Source organism: Pilimelia anulata, assembly GCF_014647895.1.
Classification (GTDB): Bacteria; Actinomycetota; Actinomycetes; order Mycobacteriales; family Micromonosporaceae; genus Pilimelia; species Pilimelia anulata.
This window is the reverse complement of sequence record NZ_BMQB01000006.1, coordinates 1-15,825: the sequence shown is the minus strand read 5'-3', so window position 1 is coordinate 15,825 and position 15,825 is coordinate 1. Positions and strand designations below refer to the sequence as shown.

10 protein-coding genes, 1 tRNA gene and 2 pseudogenes are annotated in these 15,825 nt (G+C 75.8%); 7 read left to right on the top strand and 6 right to left on the bottom strand.

The window, feature by feature from the left end; all coding sequences use genetic code 11:
- Positions 1-66 precede the first annotated feature (66 nt).
- The 3 genes from IEY94_RS14280 to bagB all read left to right on the top strand — a co-directional run bounded on the left by IEY94_RS14280 (position 67) and on the right by bagB (position 6,155).
- Positions 67-3,810, top strand: a complete 3,744-nt coding sequence (locus IEY94_RS14280) for a hypothetical protein (RefSeq protein WP_189170672.1) — start codon at positions 67-69, stop codon at positions 3,808-3,810.
- A gap of 178 nt (positions 3,811-3,988) precedes the next feature.
- On the top strand, positions 3,989-4,948 hold the full coding sequence (bagA, locus tag IEY94_RS14275; protein ID WP_189170671.1) for an ATPase BagA: 960 nt from the start codon (positions 3,989-3,991) through the stop codon (positions 4,946-4,948).
- A 64-nt stretch (positions 4,949-5,012) separates the two neighbouring features.
- Positions 5,013-6,155: an ArsA family ATPase gene (bagB, locus tag IEY94_RS14270; protein ID WP_229783884.1), complete on the top strand. Its 1,143-nt coding sequence runs from the start codon at positions 5,013-5,015 to the stop codon at positions 6,153-6,155.
- A 7-nt stretch (positions 6,156-6,162) separates the two neighbouring features.
- Here bagB and IEY94_RS14265 read toward each other — a convergent pair whose 3' ends face one another.
- Positions 6,163-6,492 (bottom strand): WhiB family transcriptional regulator, encoded by a 330-nt coding sequence (locus IEY94_RS14265; protein ID WP_189170670.1) that lies wholly within the window; start codon positions 6,490-6,492, stop codon positions 6,163-6,165.
- Between the two features lie 795 nt (positions 6,493-7,287).
- Here IEY94_RS14265 and IEY94_RS14260 point away from each other — a divergent pair.
- Positions 7,288-9,639 carry a transglycosylase domain-containing protein gene (locus tag IEY94_RS14260; RefSeq protein WP_189170956.1) on the top strand — a complete coding sequence of 784 codons (2,352 nt, stop codon included), beginning with the start codon at positions 7,288-7,290 and terminating at the stop codon, positions 9,637-9,639.
- Positions 9,640-9,832: 193 nt separating this feature from the next.
- Here IEY94_RS14260 and IEY94_RS14255 read toward each other — a convergent pair whose 3' ends face one another.
- The 3 genes from IEY94_RS14255 to IEY94_RS14245 all read right to left on the bottom strand — a co-directional run bounded on the left by IEY94_RS14255 (position 9,833) and on the right by IEY94_RS14245 (position 13,536).
- Positions 9,833-10,471: a hypothetical protein gene (locus IEY94_RS14255; protein WP_189170669.1), complete on the bottom strand. Its 639-nt coding sequence runs from the start codon at positions 10,469-10,471 to the stop codon at positions 9,833-9,835.
- A 113-nt stretch (positions 10,472-10,584) separates the two neighbouring features.
- The gene (locus IEY94_RS14250) at positions 10,585-12,924 is read right to left on the bottom strand and encodes a glycoside hydrolase domain-containing protein (RefSeq protein WP_189170668.1); all 2,340 of its coding nucleotides are present in this window, start codon (positions 12,922-12,924) and stop codon (positions 10,585-10,587) included.
- Between the two features lie 156 nt (positions 12,925-13,080).
- The gene (locus IEY94_RS14245) at positions 13,081-13,536 is read right to left on the bottom strand and encodes a GatB/YqeY domain-containing protein (RefSeq protein ID WP_189170667.1); all 456 of its coding nucleotides are present in this window, start codon (positions 13,534-13,536) and stop codon (positions 13,081-13,083) included.
- A gap of 25 nt (positions 13,537-13,561) precedes the next feature.
- On the opposite strand from IEY94_RS14245, the gene IEY94_RS14240 reads away from it, so the two are divergent.
- Positions 13,562-14,473: a metallophosphoesterase gene (locus IEY94_RS14240; RefSeq protein WP_373291293.1), complete on the top strand. Its 912-nt coding sequence runs from the start codon at positions 13,562-13,564 to the stop codon at positions 14,471-14,473.
- A 104-nt stretch (positions 14,474-14,577) separates the two neighbouring features.
- Positions 14,578-14,651, top strand: a tRNA-Pro gene (locus IEY94_RS14235).
- A 167-nt stretch (positions 14,652-14,818) separates the two neighbouring features.
- Here IEY94_RS14235 and IEY94_RS14230 read toward each other — a convergent pair.
- Positions 14,819-15,130: pseudogene (locus IEY94_RS14230) on the bottom strand (tyrosine-type recombinase/integrase); the annotation flags it as partial.
- Here IEY94_RS14230 and IEY94_RS24190 point away from each other — a divergent pair.
- Complete coding sequence (locus IEY94_RS24190) at positions 15,131-15,418, top strand: ImmA/IrrE family metallo-endopeptidase (protein ID WP_189170665.1); 288 nt, start codon at positions 15,131-15,133, stop codon at positions 15,416-15,418.
- A 43-nt stretch (positions 15,419-15,461) separates the two neighbouring features.
- Here IEY94_RS24190 and IEY94_RS24330 read toward each other — a convergent pair.
- A pseudogene (locus IEY94_RS24330) lies at positions 15,462-15,629 on the bottom strand (hypothetical protein); the annotation flags it as partial.
- Between the last annotated feature and the right edge of the window lie 196 nt (positions 15,630-15,825).

Here is a 15,825-nt window from a genome sequence, read left to right as displayed (position 1 = left end):
TAGGCTGGCAAACAGCGCAATTCGCCACGGGCCCGGCCACCGGGCCCCGAGCGGCGGGGAGGGGCAGTGACGGATCCGACCACCCGGCAGCCGGACGAACCGGCCGGTGCCGCGTACCCGGATCCGCTGCGCGACCCGCCGGACGAGCGCAACCGCGGCCCGGCGTACCCCGAACCGGGCGCCCGCGGCGGTCCCGGAGCCGACCGGTACGACGGGCCGCTGGCCGAGCCGGCCCGGCCGGGCTGGGCGCTGGACGACACGTTCGCCGGCACGCCCGCGCCGGCGGGCGGGGCCCGGGCGACACTCGAACCCGACCCGGACCGGTACCCCCGCGACCCCCTCGGCGACCCCGCCGAGCCGCCCTCGAGCGGAGCGGCGGCCGGCGGCGGCGCGGAGCCGGGCGCGGACGGGCTCGGCCGGCCGCGGGGGGCGCGGGCGCCGGTGGCGACGGAGTTGACACCCGGCGGCTGGCTCGGCGAGTCCCCGCCGGACGACGACGTCCCGGGCGGCCGCCCCGCATCCGGCGGCACCCCGACCCCGATTCCCGGCCCGGCCGACCCCGGCCCACTGAGCACCGCACCACCGAACACCGACCCGGCCCCCCGCGGCCTCCCCCTGCCGAACGAAAGCAGCGGGGGCGGGCGGGGCCTGCCTTTGTCGGACGAAAGCGGCGGAGCCGGGCGGGGCCTTCCACTGCCGGGGGCGAGCGGGCGCGGCCTGCCGCTGCCGGGCGAGCGCGACCCGTTCCTGCCGGGCGGTCCGGGCGGCTTCCTCCCGGGCGGCCCCGGCGACCCGGCCGGGACGGGACGTGCCGCCAGCGCGACCCCCGACGCGACCATCGCAGCACTCGGCGCGGCCGGTGTCGCTCGTGACCCGGCCGACCCCGGACCCGCCCCGGCTGCCGGGGGAATCCCGGCCAGCGCGGGACGCCGGCCGGCCAGCGCGGAAGGCAGGCCGGCGGAAGGCAGGACAGCCGGCCCGGGAAGCGAGACGACCGTCCCGGGCGGCGCCGGACGGAGCCCGGGTATCGGGGGCACCGCGGGCGTCCCCGGCGGCTCCCCGGCACCCGGCGGAGCGTCCGCGGATCCGGCGGACCGCGGGATGGCCTCGACCCGGCCGGACCCGGCCGACCCCTACTCCGGCATGGACGCCCGGACCGCCTGGCTCAAGGGCGGCCCCCGCCCGGCGGCCTACACCGGACCCGGCGGCGGCCCCCCGGCCGGTATCGCGGGTACCGAGCCACGGGATAGCCTGCGCCCGATGGCTCCCCCGAGCACCGACCCGCGCGACACCGCGCGAACCGCGAACGCCGCCGAAACGACCCCCCGCACCGCCGGCCCGGCCGGCGGACCGGACACCGCACCCGTCCCACCGGCGCGCCCCCCCGCCGCCTCCCCCGCGGCGGGCCCGACCGGGGGCCTCCCCCCGCGCGGCGGCACGCTGCCCGACGGCACGCCGGGTGGCGCGCTGCCCGGCGCCCCGCCGCCCCCGGCCGGCTCGACCGGCGACCGCCACAGCGCCCCCACCCCGCCGGACGGCCCCGTCGGCGCCGCCGCCTCGACGACCCCCGGCAACGCGACCCCGACGAGCCGCGGCTCGCACGGCGCCGAGGCGACAACGGCCCACGGCCGGCACGACCCGCCCGCCACGGCGCCCGGCGGCCACCACGGCGCACCGACCGGACAGGGCGGCGCCGACGGCCCCGCCGGCGCGGGAACCGACGTGGTCGGCACCACCGCTGACATACCGCCGGGCACGCCGGCACCGGACGGCAGGACCACCGCACCGGGGGCCCCCGACGACGCGGCAGCGCCCGACGCCGCCCCGTCGAGCCGCTTCCGCTTCGGTCGCCGCGCCAGGGGCAACCCCGCCCCGCCGAACGGCCCGGACGGCCGGGACGCCGCCGCCGACACCCCGACCGCCGCCGACGGCCCGGCGACGGCGTCGCCGCAGCCCCCGGGCGAGCCCGGCGACGAGCGCGCGGGCCGCGCCGCCCGCCACTCGGCCGGCGCGGACCAGCAGTCCGACGCGCAGTCACCGGCCGAATCGGCGCAGGCGGACGACCCGGAAGCGGCACCGCGCCCCCGGGTCGGCGCCCACCGCAAGCCGACCCGCTCGGCTCGCCGAAAGGCCGCCCGCGCGGCAGCCACCCCCGCACCGGCCGCCGACGCCCGAATGCCGGGCACACCACCGGCCGACGGCCCCGGAATGCCGGGCACGCCACCGGCCGCCACGGCCGCCACGGCCGCCGGGGGGCCGATCACCGATCCGGACGCCCCGACGCCGCCGGCCGCCGGCCCGGATACCCAGGCCGCCGAGGACGCCCCGGCACCGCACACCCGCGCTGGCCGCCGCGCCCGCCGGGAGACCCCACCGAGCCCGCCCGGCACACCCCCGGCCTCCGGCGGGCCCGACCTCCCACCGGGCGCTGCCCCCGGTCCGCTCGACCCCGGCGACGCGGCCCCGGCCGCACCGGACCCGCCGCGCGCAGCGGAAGCGGCGGACGGGGGCGAGGAGCGCTCGGGCGCACGGCGCTGGTTCCGCCGCCGCGCCGGCCGCCGGCCGGAAGCCGCCGAGCCGCCGCCGGCACCCCCCACCCCACCGGTGTACGCCGTGGGCACCCCACCCTCGGGCCGCCCCCTGTCGGACCTCGCCCTCGACCCGACCCCGGACACCCCACCCGCGCCCGGCGGCCCGGCCGCACCCGGCGGCTCGCCGGCGCCCGGCGCCCCCGCCGCCGGCACCCGTACGCCGGCCGACGCCCGCCCCGGCAGCGACGGCGCCCCCACCGAGCCCGACGACGGCCGGACCCCGGAGGCGGCCGGCCCGGAGGCGGCCGCCCCGGAGCGCACCGCCCTCCCCTACCCGGCGAGCGGGATCGCCGGTACCGAGGCCAAGTTCGGCCCGCTCCCGGCGGCCCCCTGGATCGCGCCCAGCAAGCCGTCCGGCCCGCCGCCGCCCGCCATGATCGACCTGCCGTCCCTGACCGGTGTGGGCCCGATCGACGCCGAGCAGGCCGCCAGGCGCCGCAGGTCCCGCCCCGCCGCGGCCGCCACCGAACCCGCCCCCGACGCACCGGCCGGGCCGCCGAGCGCCCCCACCCCGAACGCCACGGCCACCCCACCGGACGCAGCGGCCCCCGACACCACGCCACCCGAGAGCACCCCGCCCCACGCGCCCGCGCCCGACGCAGCCGCACCGACCGCCCCACCGGCCGGTCCGGACGCCGGCACGCCGCCCGCCACGGAGCCGCCCGGCCCCGCCCCGGCCGCCGGACCGCCGCGGTTCGCCAAGCGCCGCCCGCCCGTCGACCCCCCGCCCGACGACCACCAGCCGGACAGCTTCCACGCCCGGCACAAGCGCCGGCTCAGCCGCCGCGGCGTCCTGCTGACCGTGCTCGGCGCCGTGATCCTCGCCTGCGCCGGCGGCGCGCTCACCTTCTACCTGACCAGCCGGGAGCCGGCGGTCCGGGGGGCCTCCGGGCCGATCGAGGCGGCCACGCAGTTCATGGAGGCCGCGTACCAGCAGCGCGACCCCGGCCGCGCCGCCGCCCTGACCTGCCCGGACGCCCGCAACCAGCAGGCCGTCGCCGCCCGCATCGACGAGCTGACCGCCGCCACCCGCAACCTGGACGAGCCCGAGCTGTCGTTCTCCCCGCCGGTGATCGAGGAGGGCGCCAAGCCGGACCGCGCCGAGGTCGACACCACGCTCAGCATCGCCACCGCCGACGAGCGGTCGGCCCAGCAGCGGCTGCGGCTGACGACGATCCGGGAGAACGGCTGGTTCGTCTGCGAGGTCCAGCCCGGCTGAGCCGACCCCGGAGCGCGCGACCGGGTGGTCCGGCCGACCCCGGCGACCGCGACCGTAACGCCCGACCCCGGGACCGGGCGGCCGGGCGCTCGACCCGGGACCGCACGGCCGGGACTCCCGGCGGTGACCGCGGCGCGGGGCGACCGGCGGGTCGGCGGGCTCGGCTACCCTCGCCAGCGTGCGCCCCCACTCCGTCGAGTCCGCCTGGCCCGCCCGGCTGCACGTGATCACCGGCAAGGGCGGCACCGGCAAGACCACGGTCGCCGCCGCCCTGGCCCTCGCGCTGGCCGGCGGCGGCCGCCGGGTCCTGCTGGTCGAGGTCGAGGGGCGGCAGGGCATCGCGCCGCTGTTCGGGGTGCCGCCGCTGCCGTACGAGGAGCGGACCGTCGCCCGGACCGACGACGGCGGCGAGGTCCGCGCCCTGGCCGTGGACGCCGAGGAGGCGCTGCTGGAGTACCTGTCGCTGTTCTACCGGCTCGGCGCGGCCGGCCGCGCGCTGGGCAAGATCGGCGCGATCGACTTCGCCACGACGATCGCGCCGGGGATGCGCGACGTCCTGCTCACCGGCAAGGTGAAGGAGGCGACGACCCGCGCGGTGGACGGCCAGCGGGTGTACCACGCGGTCGTCCTCGACGCCCCGCCCACCGGCCGGATCGGCCGGTTCCTCAACGTCACCGCCGAGACCGCACGGCTGACCAAGGTCGGGCCGATCAAGACCCAGAGCGAGGGCGTGGCGACGCTGCTGCGCTCGCCGATGACGGTCGTGCACGTGGTGACGCTGCTGGAGGAGATGCCGGTCCAGGAGGCGGCCGACGCGTTCGCCGAGCTGGAGCGGCTCGGCCTGCGCACCGGCCGGGTGATCGTCAACCGGACCCACCCGCCGCTGCTGCCGCCCGGCCGGCTCACCGCCGCCGGCCTGCGCCGCGGCCTGGCCGCCGCCGGACTGCCCACCGACGCCGGCACGGTCGGCGCGCTGCGGGCCGAGGCCGAGGCGTACCGCACCCGCCGCGCCCTGGAGACCGACCTGCGCGCCCACCTGGACACCCTCGGCCGCCCGGTGGTGGCGCTGCCGCACCTGCCGGGCGACATCGGCCCGCCCGCCCTGGCCGCGCTGGCCGGCCACCTCCTCGACCCCTGACCCGCCGCGGCGCCCCCGCGCTCCCTTGGTCGGCGGGGTGGGGGCGAGCGGATAGGGTCTGGGCGTGGGTCAGGCGGAGGTGCTGGAGGTCGACCGGCTGCTCGCCGACCGCGGCGTGCGGATCGTCGTCTGCTGCGGGGCCGGCGGGGTCGGCAAGACGACCACCGCGGCGGCGGTCGCGGTCCGGGCCGCCGAGGTGCACGGCCGCCGTACGGTGGTGCTGACCATCGACCCGGCCCGCCGGCTGGCGCAGGCGCTCGGGCTGCGCGAGCTGGACAACACCCCGCGCCCGGTGACCGGCATCGAGCCGGCCGGCGCGGGCGAGCTGCACGCGATGATGCTGGACATGAAGCGCACCTTCGACGAGGTGGTGCTCGCCCACACCGACGCCGCCCGCGCCGAGGAGATCTTCGCGAACCCGTTCTACCAGGCGATGAGCGCCACGTTCTCGGGCACGCAGGAGTACATGGCGATGGAGAAGCTCGGCCAGCTCCGCGCCCGCGACGCCTGGGACCTGATCGTCGTGGACACCCCGCCGTCCCGCTCGGCGCTGGACTTCCTGGACGCCCCGGCCCGGCTGGCCCGGTTCCTGGACGGCCGCATGCTCAAGCTGCTGCTGGCCCCCGCCCGGGCCGGCGGGCGGAGCCTGTTCAGCCTGGTCACGGCGTCGATGGGCCTGTTCAGCAAGGCGGTCCAGCGGGTGCTGGGGACGCAGCTCCTGACCGACCTGTCCGGCTTCGTGGCCGCGCTGGACTCGATGTTCGGCGGCTTCCGGCAGCGGGCCGAGCAGACGTACCGGGTGCTCCAGGACACCGAGACGGCGTTCCTGGTCGTGGCCGCCCCGGAGCCGGACGCGATCCGCGAGGCCGGCTACTTCGCCGGCCGGCTGCGGGCCGACCGGATGCCCCTGGCGGGCCTGGTCCTGAACCGGGTGCACGGCACCGACCTGCCGGACCTGTCGGCGGCCGACGCCGCGGCCGCCGCGGAGAAGCTGCCCGCCGAGCACGCGCTGACCGCCGGGGCCCTGCGCGTGCACGCCGCGCTGGTCGCGCTGCGCGACCGCGAGCGGCGCACGGCCGCGCGGTTCGCCGCGGACTTCCCGGACGTACCGGCGGTCGCGGTACCGGCCCAGCCCGCCGACGTGCACAACGTCGACGGGCTGCGGCGGATCGGCGCGGACCTGGCCCGGGCCGTACCGCCGTCCTGACCGGCGCTCAGCCGGTGGTGACCAGTTCCTTGTCGCCGTGCTCGTCGATGGTCGCCGGTGCGCCGGAGTGCTTGGCCAGGGCCACCTCGAACGTCTTCCGCCAGCTCGTCACGTTCGGCTGCCGGCGCAGCAGCGCGCGGCGCTCCCGCTCGGTCATGCCGCCCCAGACCCCGAATTCGATCCGGTTGTCCAGCGCGTCGGCCAGGCATTCGTACCGCACCGGGCAGGAGCGGCAGATTCGCTTGGCGACGTTCTGCTCGGCACCCTGGACGAACAACGCGTCCGGGTCCCCGTTCCGGCACGCGGCCAGGCTGGGCCAGTCCGTGATCATGCCCATTAGTGCACGTCCCCCTTTGTCGCGTTCCCCCATGCCACGATCGCGCCCGGGATCCGCGTCCCCCGCGCCGCCGGGGCGACCCCCCGCCGCCAGCAGCTCGGTCAACAACCCGCCATCGCTTGCCCGCTGTTTCCGGGCGCTGTGTGACACTCGCCGGACCATCATGCTCCGTAGTCGTCCGATTACGCAACGTTGTCTGCTAAATCAACTGCCCCGGCCGTACCGGGCATTCACCCGGAGGCGCTGGTCACCGGCCCGGGCCGTAACCCGAGCGGCACCGTCGAAGCGCGGACGCGGGTACCCCGTGGGACGCGTAACCCGACCGAGATCGCACGAAACAGACACGCCCTACTGAAATAGAGCGAACCAAGACTTAGGGGGTGGATCACCGGTTGTCAGTCAACCGCACGCCGGGGGACGCGTGTAGAACACAACGAGAACTGAGTGGGAAGGAAATGGCTCACCCGGAGGTGCCGGGTCATCGCCGCGAATCGACCGGGCGCCTGAGGGCTGGGGTGGAGTCGGTCACGTACGCTGTCCCGCGTGAATTTGTTCGGCGGTAGTGATGACCATCGACGCGGTACGGGCACGCACGAGGGCATCCCCGACCAGACCCGGCGGGCCCCAGCGGGCCCGGCGGGAAGCGGCGACGGGGACCCGGACGGCATTCCCCGGCAGCGGCGGATCGACGCGGTCCAGGACCTGTTCCGATTCGACCACGTGAAGCAGATCCTGCAGGACGGCAAACTGGTCGAGAACCTCCGCCCGGACAACCGCAGCCTCGCCGGCAAGGCCATGACCCTCGCGGTCGCCGGCGTGCTCGCCGGCCTGGTGGTCGCGGCGGCGGCCTTCCCCGGCGCGGCGATGAGCGGCCTGGCCGCCAAGGCCGGCGCCGAGACGTTCGAGAAGCTGCCCAGCGAGCTGACCGTCAAGCAGGCCCCGCAGATCAGCTACGTCTTCGCCAACGACGGCAAGACCCTGCTCGCCACCATGTACGACGAGAACCGCAGCGACACCAAGCTCGCCAACATCTCCCCGCTGATGCGCCAGGCGATCATCGCCGCCGAGGACCACCAGTTCTTCGAGCACAACGGCGTCGACCCCAAGGGCATCGCCCGCGCGCTCGTGGTCAACAACAAGGGCGAGGCGCAGCAGGGCGGCTCGACGCTGACCATGCAGTACGTCCGCCAGGCCATCTCCTACTCCGCCGAGACGCCCGCCGAGGTCGTCGCCGCCACCGAGGACACCCCCGCGCGCAAGCTGCGCGAGATGCGGTACGCGATGTCGCTGGAGCGCAAGCTCAACAAGGACGAGATCCTGGAGCGGTACCTCAACATCGCCCCCTTCGGCAACGGCACCTACGGCGTCTTCGCCGCCGCCAAGGTCTACTTCGAGAAGTCGCCGAAGGACCTCACCATCGCCGAGGCCGCGATGCTCGCCGGCATGGTCAAGGCGCCCTCGGCGTTCGACCCGACCACCGCCAAGGGCAAGCCGCTCGCCCAGGCCCGGCGCAATTACGTGATCGACCAGATGGTCAGCATCGGCGCGATCAAGCCGGAGGACGCCAACAAGGCCAAGCTCGCCGGCCTCGGCGTGAAGGGCAAGCGGACACCGAACGGCTGCGTGTCGACGAAGAAGAACGACTGGGGCTTCTTCTGCGACTACTTCTACCGGTGGTGGCTGGAGCAGTCGGCGTTCGGCGACACGCCGTACGACCGCGAGCGCGCCCTGATGTCCCACGGCTACCGCATCGTCACCTCCCTCGACCCGAAGGTCCAGGACGCGACGAAGCGGGCGGTGGAGCGCAATTACTCCACCGGCAATAAGCACGCCCTGATGCTGGCGGCGGTCGAGCCGGGTACCGGCCGGGTCCGGTCGCTGGCGACGAACCGGAGCTACGGGATCGACGACCCGCGGAAGCCGAAGAATGGCGAATCCACCAATCCGGACAAGCGCCGGGCGGGCATCCGCGGCACGTACCCGACGACGACGAACCCGCTGATCACCGGCGGCGGCGACATCTACGGCTACCAGAGCGGCTCGACATTCAAGATTTTCACCATGGCCGCGGCGTTGGAGAAGGGCTACCCGCTCTCGTACACCATCAATTCGCCGAACCGCGCGGTCACCCGGTTCGCGGTGGCCTCCGGGCCGGCGTCCTGCGGCGGCCGCTGGTGCCCCAGCAACGCCTCGAAGTCGATGGCCGGCAACCGCAACATGTGGAGCGGCTTCGGCCGGTCGGTGAACACGTTCTTCGCCAAGCTGATCGAGAAGGTCGGCCCCGACGCGGCGGTCGAGATGGCCAAGCGGACCGGCATCAAGTTCCGGGCCCCGGAGCCGGACGCGCGGCTCGCCGCCGACCCCGGCGACTGGGGCGCGTTCACCCTCGGCGTCTCCTCGTCCACCCCGCTGGACCTGGCCAACGCGTACGCCACCTTCGCCGCCGACGGCAAGTACTGCGCGCCGACCCCGGTCCAGGAGATCCTCGACCAGGCCGGCAACAAGCTGCGCTCCGGCGAGCCGAAGTGCGAGCAGGTGATGAAGGTCGAGACGGCCCGCGCCGTCGTCGATGCCGCCCGCTGCCCGCTCGGCGACCGCGCGCAGGCCGGCAACTGCGACAGCGGCGGCGGGACCGCGCCGGGCGTGCGCGGCACGGTCGGCCACCCGGTGTTCGGCAAGACCGGCACCACCGAGAACAACAAGACCGCGACCCTGGCCCTCTCCACCCGGCAGCTCGCGGTGGCCGGGACGATGGCCGACCCGGACTGGGCGCAGACGTACCGCAGCATGGACGTGTTCGCGGTCAACAACGCGGTCGCGCAGACCGCGCGGGACGGCCTGAGCGGCCGGTCCAGCGAGGAGTTCCCGGCCCCCGGCGAGCGGACGGCGCAGGGCGACCAGGTCCGCATCCCGGACGTGACCTGCCGCAGCATCGAGCACGCCCGGGAGCGCCTGCGCGACGCCGGGTTCAACGCGGAGATCGGGCCGCCGCCGGGCGTCCGGTCGTCCTGCCCGCCGGGCACCGTCGCCGGTACCGACCCGAACTACTTCGCCCCGAAGGGCAGCACGGTGGTCATCGAGGTCTCGATGGGCCCGCGCACCCGCCCGAGCGCCACCCAGCGCCCCCGCGGCGGCCCCCAACCCTGACCGTGGATCCGTGCACTGTCGTGATGTCGACAGTGCACGGACATCGGCGGCGAGCCCCCTTGGGGTGATCGGCAGCCCGGCCGGATTCGGCGGGTCCGGCACGGCGGTGGGGAATTCACGGATGACCGCCCGAGCGCTGGAGCCTCCTGGAAGAGCTGACCAGCCCGAACGCCCACGCGGAGCACGGTGAGCGTCAGTCGGATGAGCGTTGGCGGCGGGTCAGGGCGGTCGCGCGGCGCAGGCGGGCCGGGTCGGCCGGGTCGATGTCCGCGCCCGCGCCCTCCCCCGGTCGCTCCGCCCACCCCCGGATCCGCGCCGCCACCGCGGCCAGCCGCTCGTCCCCCGGCCCCACGTCGATCCGGAACAGCGACTCCTGGACCGGGTCCAGGTCCGCGCCCCACCGGACCACGCCGTCCAGGTCCAGCAGGATGTCCCGGATCAGCGCCTCCTCGCGCGCCACGAACCCGCCGGCCGCCCCCGCCGGGTACCAGGCCGGCCGGACCGCCACGGCCGTACCCGAGCGGTGGTCGGCGGCGTGCGGGCCGCGCGCGTCCGGCAGGTGCCCGACCAGGTCGGCGGTGGCCAGGGAGTCGTCGATCCCGTACGCGAACCGGCGCACGCAGTGCAGCAGCACCGTCGCCGCGTCCCCCGCCCGCAGCGCCACCTCGGCGTCGCAGCCCTCGACCCGGTACCGGCGGAACTCCCCCTCGGCCGACCACCGGGCCGCCGCGGCGGCCGGCAGCGACGGCAGGGCACCCAGCGCCACCGCGCCCGCACCGGCCCCGAGCAGCACCCGCCGGCGCACCGCCCACGGCGCGACCGGACCCGGCACCGGGCCGCCCGCCCGCTGCCCGCCCCGGCGCTGCCCCGGGAGCGGGCGCTGGGGTTCCGCAGCGACGACGGGGCGCTCACCCGCGCGGTCCGGGCCGCCGCCCGGGCGCGCCGTCACGCCGCACCCCCGCGCGCCGGGCCCAGCCGGGCGGCGAGCGCGCGCTCGTCGCGCACCCGCTCGCCGAGCAGGTCGGCGAAGCCGCGGACGAACCCGTCCAGCGCGGCGGGCGGCAGCCGGTCGGGCGGGGTGACGTCCGGGCCGCCGGTGGCGCGCAGCAGCGCCGCCCGCTGCTCGGCGGGCCCGCGGCCGGCGGTCGCGAGCAGGTCGCGGGCGACCGCGGCCACCCCGTCGGCCGTACCGCCGAAGCGCGCCGCGTGGAACCGGCCGAGCCGCGTGCGCCGCCCGTCGCCGAAGAAGTGGTCGCGCAGCGCCGCCGGCAGGGTGGCGCCGCCGCGCAGCAGCGCGGCCAGGTGGTACCCGTCGGCGCTCTCGGCCAGGTCGGCGAGCGCCAGCGCGCCGCGCCGCCCGCGCCGGCCGAGCCGCTCGACGGCGTACCGGTGGCCGGAGCGGTACCCGGCGCTGTCCCGGCGCCACTGCCCGTACGCCATCAGCAGGTCCCCGCCCCAGCTCGCCAGGTCGCCGTCGCCGGCCCGGCCGGGCGGCGGGGCGGCGTCGAGCCAGCCGGTCGCGGCGGCGGCGATCCGGGCCACGTCCAGGTCGAGGTCGTGCACGGGGTCGCGGACCTCCCGCGGTACCGGTACGCCCGCCGCCCGCACCCGCTCGGCGAACGCCGGGTCGGTCCCGCCCAGCGTGCGCCACGCGCCGCCGGTGGTGCCGTCGTGCCGCAGCGCGCCCAGCACCAGCCGGGCGGGGTCGCCGGACCCGTCGCCGACGGCGCGGGCGTGCAGCGCGTCGACGTGCGCGACCAGCTCGTCGACGGTCGCGGCGGGGTCGTTGACCGAGGCGGCGCCGGGGTCGGTACCGGGGCGGTGGATGTTCTTGTCGATCGGGATCTTCCCGTCGCCGGTGCCGACGCTGAGGCCCTGCACCTGGTTGAACGACCAGTTCTCCGGCAGCGTGTGGCCGACGTTGCCGGAGTACCCGGACGACATCCCCGCCACGAACGACCACCGGGCGCCGGTCCGGGCGCTGATCTGCGCGCACACGTGGCGCGAGCCGTAGATGCCGTGCACGTACCGCTTGCCCTTCTCCGCCAGCCCGGCCACCACGCCCTCGAAGTACGGCAGGATGTGGCTGTCGATCTGCGCGGCGGTGGCGTCGTAGTCGACGGCGAAGTAGATGACCGTGCCGCGGTTGAAGCCGTACTTGACCGCCGCGGCGTGCGCCCCGGCGGCGTCCTCGAGGCCCTGCGCCCGGGTGAAGTAGTCCCGCTCGCCGCCCCAGTACTGCGAGATCGGGAACACCCGCAGCCCGTGCCCGAAGATGGTGTCCAGCTCGCCGGGCTGGATCTCCTTGTTGAGGGTCCCGCCGGGCTGCTCGTCGAGGTACCGCCCGAGCACCCGGTACCCGGCGGCGTGCAGCGCCCTGGCCCGCGGCGCGGTGACGGTGGCGATCCCGTCGGTGGCGGTGCCGGCCCGCTCGGGATCGCCGTTGGAGGCCAGGAGCTGCGCCCACGTCGGGTAGTCGCCCCGGCCGCTGGCCGGCAGCGCGGAGAACTCCTGGAACCGCTTCAGCGCCCCGACGGCCTCGGCGTCGAGCCGGTCGCCGAACCGCCCGTACCCGTTGGCGACCAGCCCGCCGAGGAGCAGCCGCGCCCACTCGCCGCCGGCCCCCTCGCCCACCGGGTGCCCGCGCAGCCCCTCCCGGCTGGCCGGGCCGAGCGCGCCGTTGGCCTGGTCGTCGGTCATCCCGAGGGCGAACTGGACGGCGAGGATCAGCGCCCGATGGGTGTCCCGCCCGAACCGCCCGTCCGCCGGCCCGACGAAGAAGTCCCGCCGGCCGAGGTGCGCGCCGTTCAGCCACTGCTGGAGCTTGCGGATCTCAGCCGAGCCGCCGGGCCGCAGCCGGTGCGCGTCGAGGGTGAGCATGGCCTTGACCAGCTTCGGCGGGACCGGCTTGCCGGCCCCCACCGCGACGCCGGCGTCGCCGGCCAGGGCGCGCAGCGCGGCCCGGGTGCCGCCGCTGATGGTCCCGTCGACCGGACCGGCGTCGTACTCGCGGGCGTGCAGGGCGTACTGGACGATCCGGGCGAGGTTCGCGTTCCGCTCGTCCATCGGCACCCCGCCGCGCTCGGCGAGCCGGGCGAGCGTGGCCGGGCCGAAGCTCGCGGCCAGCGTGGTGATCCCCAGCTCGTACTGGAGCCCCATGGTCCACGACGCGACCGTCGCCGCGTCCGCCCGGCCGGTGACGGCGCACGCCCGGTACCCCGCCACCTTGCCGTACGTCGCGTTGGCCCACCGCTGCCCCTGCTCGACCACCGCGCTATCGGCCACGAACGATCCCGTCCCGAAAGTCATTCATGAATGACGATGCTAGGAGCCCGTCCGGTTCCCCGCAGCCCCCATTCATCGACGATGATGGGTACGATCGCCGCTCCGCAGGGGTACGGTCGGCCGCCTTTCGGGGCGGGATCGGGCCGCGGTACCCGGTCAGGCGCCGAGCTGGCGCCGCACCTCGGCGGCGACCCGCCCGCCCTCGGCCCGGCCCGCGACCGCGACCCGGGCGGCCTGCATGGCCGCCCCCATGGCCTTCGGCCCGGCGAACCCGCCCGCCGCCAGCGCCTGCGCCACGACCCCGGCCAGCTCCCCGTCGGCGAGCTGCGCCGGCAGGTACCGGTCCAGCACGGCGCCCTCGGCCCGCTCCTTCGCCGCCGACTCCGCCCGCCCGGCGTCCCCGAACGCCGTCGCCGCCTCCCGGCGCTTCTTGGCCTCCTTGGTCAGCACGGCCAGCACCTCGTCGTCGGACAGCTCCCGCGCCGCCGTACCGGCCACCTCCTCGGCCCGGACGGCCGCCAGCGCCATCCGCAGCGTGGAGGTGGTCACCTGGTCGCGGGCCTTCATGGCGGTCCGCAGGTCGGCATTGAGGGAGTCCTTGAGATTGCCCATGGCAGGAAAAACTACTCTGGTACGCATGGGCATGCGCGCCGTTACTCCCCGCTCCCCGCTGGTCCGCACCGCGGGCGCGCTGGCGCTCGCCGGCGCCGGGGCCCTGGCGTACGCGGCGCTGGTCGAGCGCCACCTGTACACCCTGCGCCGCTTCGACGTGCCGATCCTCGCCACGGACGCCGAGCCGCTGCGCGTCCTGCACCTGTCCGACCTGCACCTCACCCCCGGCCAGGAGCGCAAGCGCGACTGGGTGGCCTCGCTGGTCGGCACCGACCCCGACCTGGTCGTGGTGACCGGCGACAACATGGCCCACCCGGACGCCCTGAACACCGTCGTGGCGGCGTTGCAGCCGCTGTTCGGGCTGCCGGGGGCGTTCGTCTTCGGCTCGAACGACTACACCGGGCCCGTCTGGAAGAACCCCTTCGGCTACTTCCGGCGCGAGCGCGAGTACCGGCACGGGGTCGAATTGCCGTACGAGGAGCTGCGCGAGGTCCTCACCGGCGTCGGCTGGGCCGACCTCAACAACGCCCGGACCGTCCTGAAGGCCGGCGGCCGGCAGATCGAGATCGCCGGGGTGGACGACCCGCACCTACAGCGCGACGACTGGCCCGCGGTGGCCGGGGAGGTCACGCCGGGGGCGGACGCCCACCTGGCGCTCGCCCACTCCCCGGAACCGGCGCTGCTGGACCTGATGGCGGCGGACGGATTCCGGCTGCTGCTGGCCGGGCACACCCACGGCGGGCAGGTGTGCGTACCGGGGGTGGGGGCGCTGGTGACGAACTGCGGGCTGCCGCGCCGGATGGCCAAGGGGCTGCACCGGTGGCCGGGGTCGGAGGCGTGGCTGCACGTGTCGGCGGGGGTGGGGACGCACCCGACGGCGCCGGTCCGGTTCGCCTGCCGGCCGGAGGCGTCGCTGCTGACGCTGATCCCGCGGTGAGGCCGCCGCCGGGTCGGGTCTTCCGGCGCGGCGGAGGGTGCCGATGTGCGGGGGGCTCCGGGGGTGGGCTACGATATTGCGGCACCCTGCGGGGTGTGTAACACCGGGGTATGGCGCAGCTTGGTAGCGCGCTTCGTTCGGGACGAAGAGGCCGTCGGTTCAAATCCGGCTACCCCGACATAGACAAGGCCCTGACCAGCGGAAACGCCGGTCAGGGCCTTATTTCTGTCCATGGCTATTTGAACCGTCCCCCGAAACCCCCATTTACCCGTGGCGGCGATCAGGTCCCTAGGGCGCGGGGTCGCCCGCTGTGGCGGTTGCCTGGAGGGGATCACCCGGTCGGCCTCACTCGTGCCTGGGAGGCACCGTGTCGGCCTTCGGCGAGCCCGCACCGAGCTGTTCGAGGATGTCCGATACGTCCGGGGCCAGAGCGGGCTTGACGATGTAGTGCTTCTTCGTGATCTCCTCGCTGCCGTGCCCGAGTTGGGCGGCAGCTTTCTTCGCGTTGGCGTCCTTGTCAATGAGGGTGGCGACGGTCTTGCGGAAGGTGTGCGGGGTGACCCATGCGAGTCCGGCGTCGGCTCGGGCTTGGCGCCACTGGCGGCGTACGTTCTGCGGGGACAACCAGGTGCCCTTGCGCGAGGCGAAGATCGCATCGTGTCCGACCGGGTCGACGCGTTCCCGCACTGGGACGGGCAGCGCCCGTTCGTGTTCGCCGACCCGAGCAAGAACGATAAGGCACGCTCGCGGATGGACACCGCGCATGAGCTCGGGCACCTGCTGCTGCGCCATGACGCCGAGCTGGGCAGTCAGTTGCTCGACCGGCAGGCAACGGCGTTCGGCTCACACCTCCTCGCGCCAACGGGCCAATTGCGCGACGAACTGCCCGGCAAGCTGGACTCGGTCGGCTGCACGAACTCAAGCGCCGCTGGGGCATGTCGCTGAAGGCTCTGATCTACTGAGGTCCCCCCGCTTTCCCGGAGTGGGGTTACCTGCCGCCGGTTGGCGTCGGGGTGGTGCTGAGTGATCCTGGCTGGCCGATGTTGGTCTGGTGCCAGGTGGTCTCGCATTCGTCGGGGCTGAGGTAGCCGAGTTCGTGTTGGATGCGTCGGGTGTTGTACCAGGTGTCGATGTAGGCGAACAGTGCGTTCTCGGCTTCCTCGCGGGTGCGTCAGGTGGTGCGGTAGACGAGTTCGATCTTCAGGGTGGAGAAGAAGTTTTCCATCAGGGCGTTGGGTCGCACTCCGAGGCGAAAAACGCCGACGCGGCCTTGAGGACCTCGTTGACACGGCGCAGCTCAGCGTTCTCCCGCCGCAACTGGCGGTTCTCCTGCGCCATGTCCGTCGTCGGCC

What these genes read in the sequence shown, in the direction of transcription:
- IEY94_RS14265 (WP_189170670.1), bottom strand. Translation starts at nt 6,492, where the DNA reads ATGGGCATGATCACGGACTGGCCCAGCCTGGCCGCGTGCCGGAACGGG.
- IEY94_RS14260 (WP_189170956.1), top strand. Translation starts at nt 7,288, where the DNA reads ATGACCCTCGCGGTCGCCGGCGTGCTCGCCGGCCTGGTGGTCGCGGCG.
- IEY94_RS14245 (WP_189170667.1), bottom strand. Translation starts at nt 13,536, where the DNA reads ATGGGCAATCTCAAGGACTCCCTCAATGCCGACCTGCGGACCGCCATG.
- IEY94_RS14240 (WP_373291293.1), top strand. Translation starts at nt 13,562, where the DNA reads ATGGGCATGCGCGCCGTTACTCCCCGCTCCCCGCTGGTCCGCACCGCG.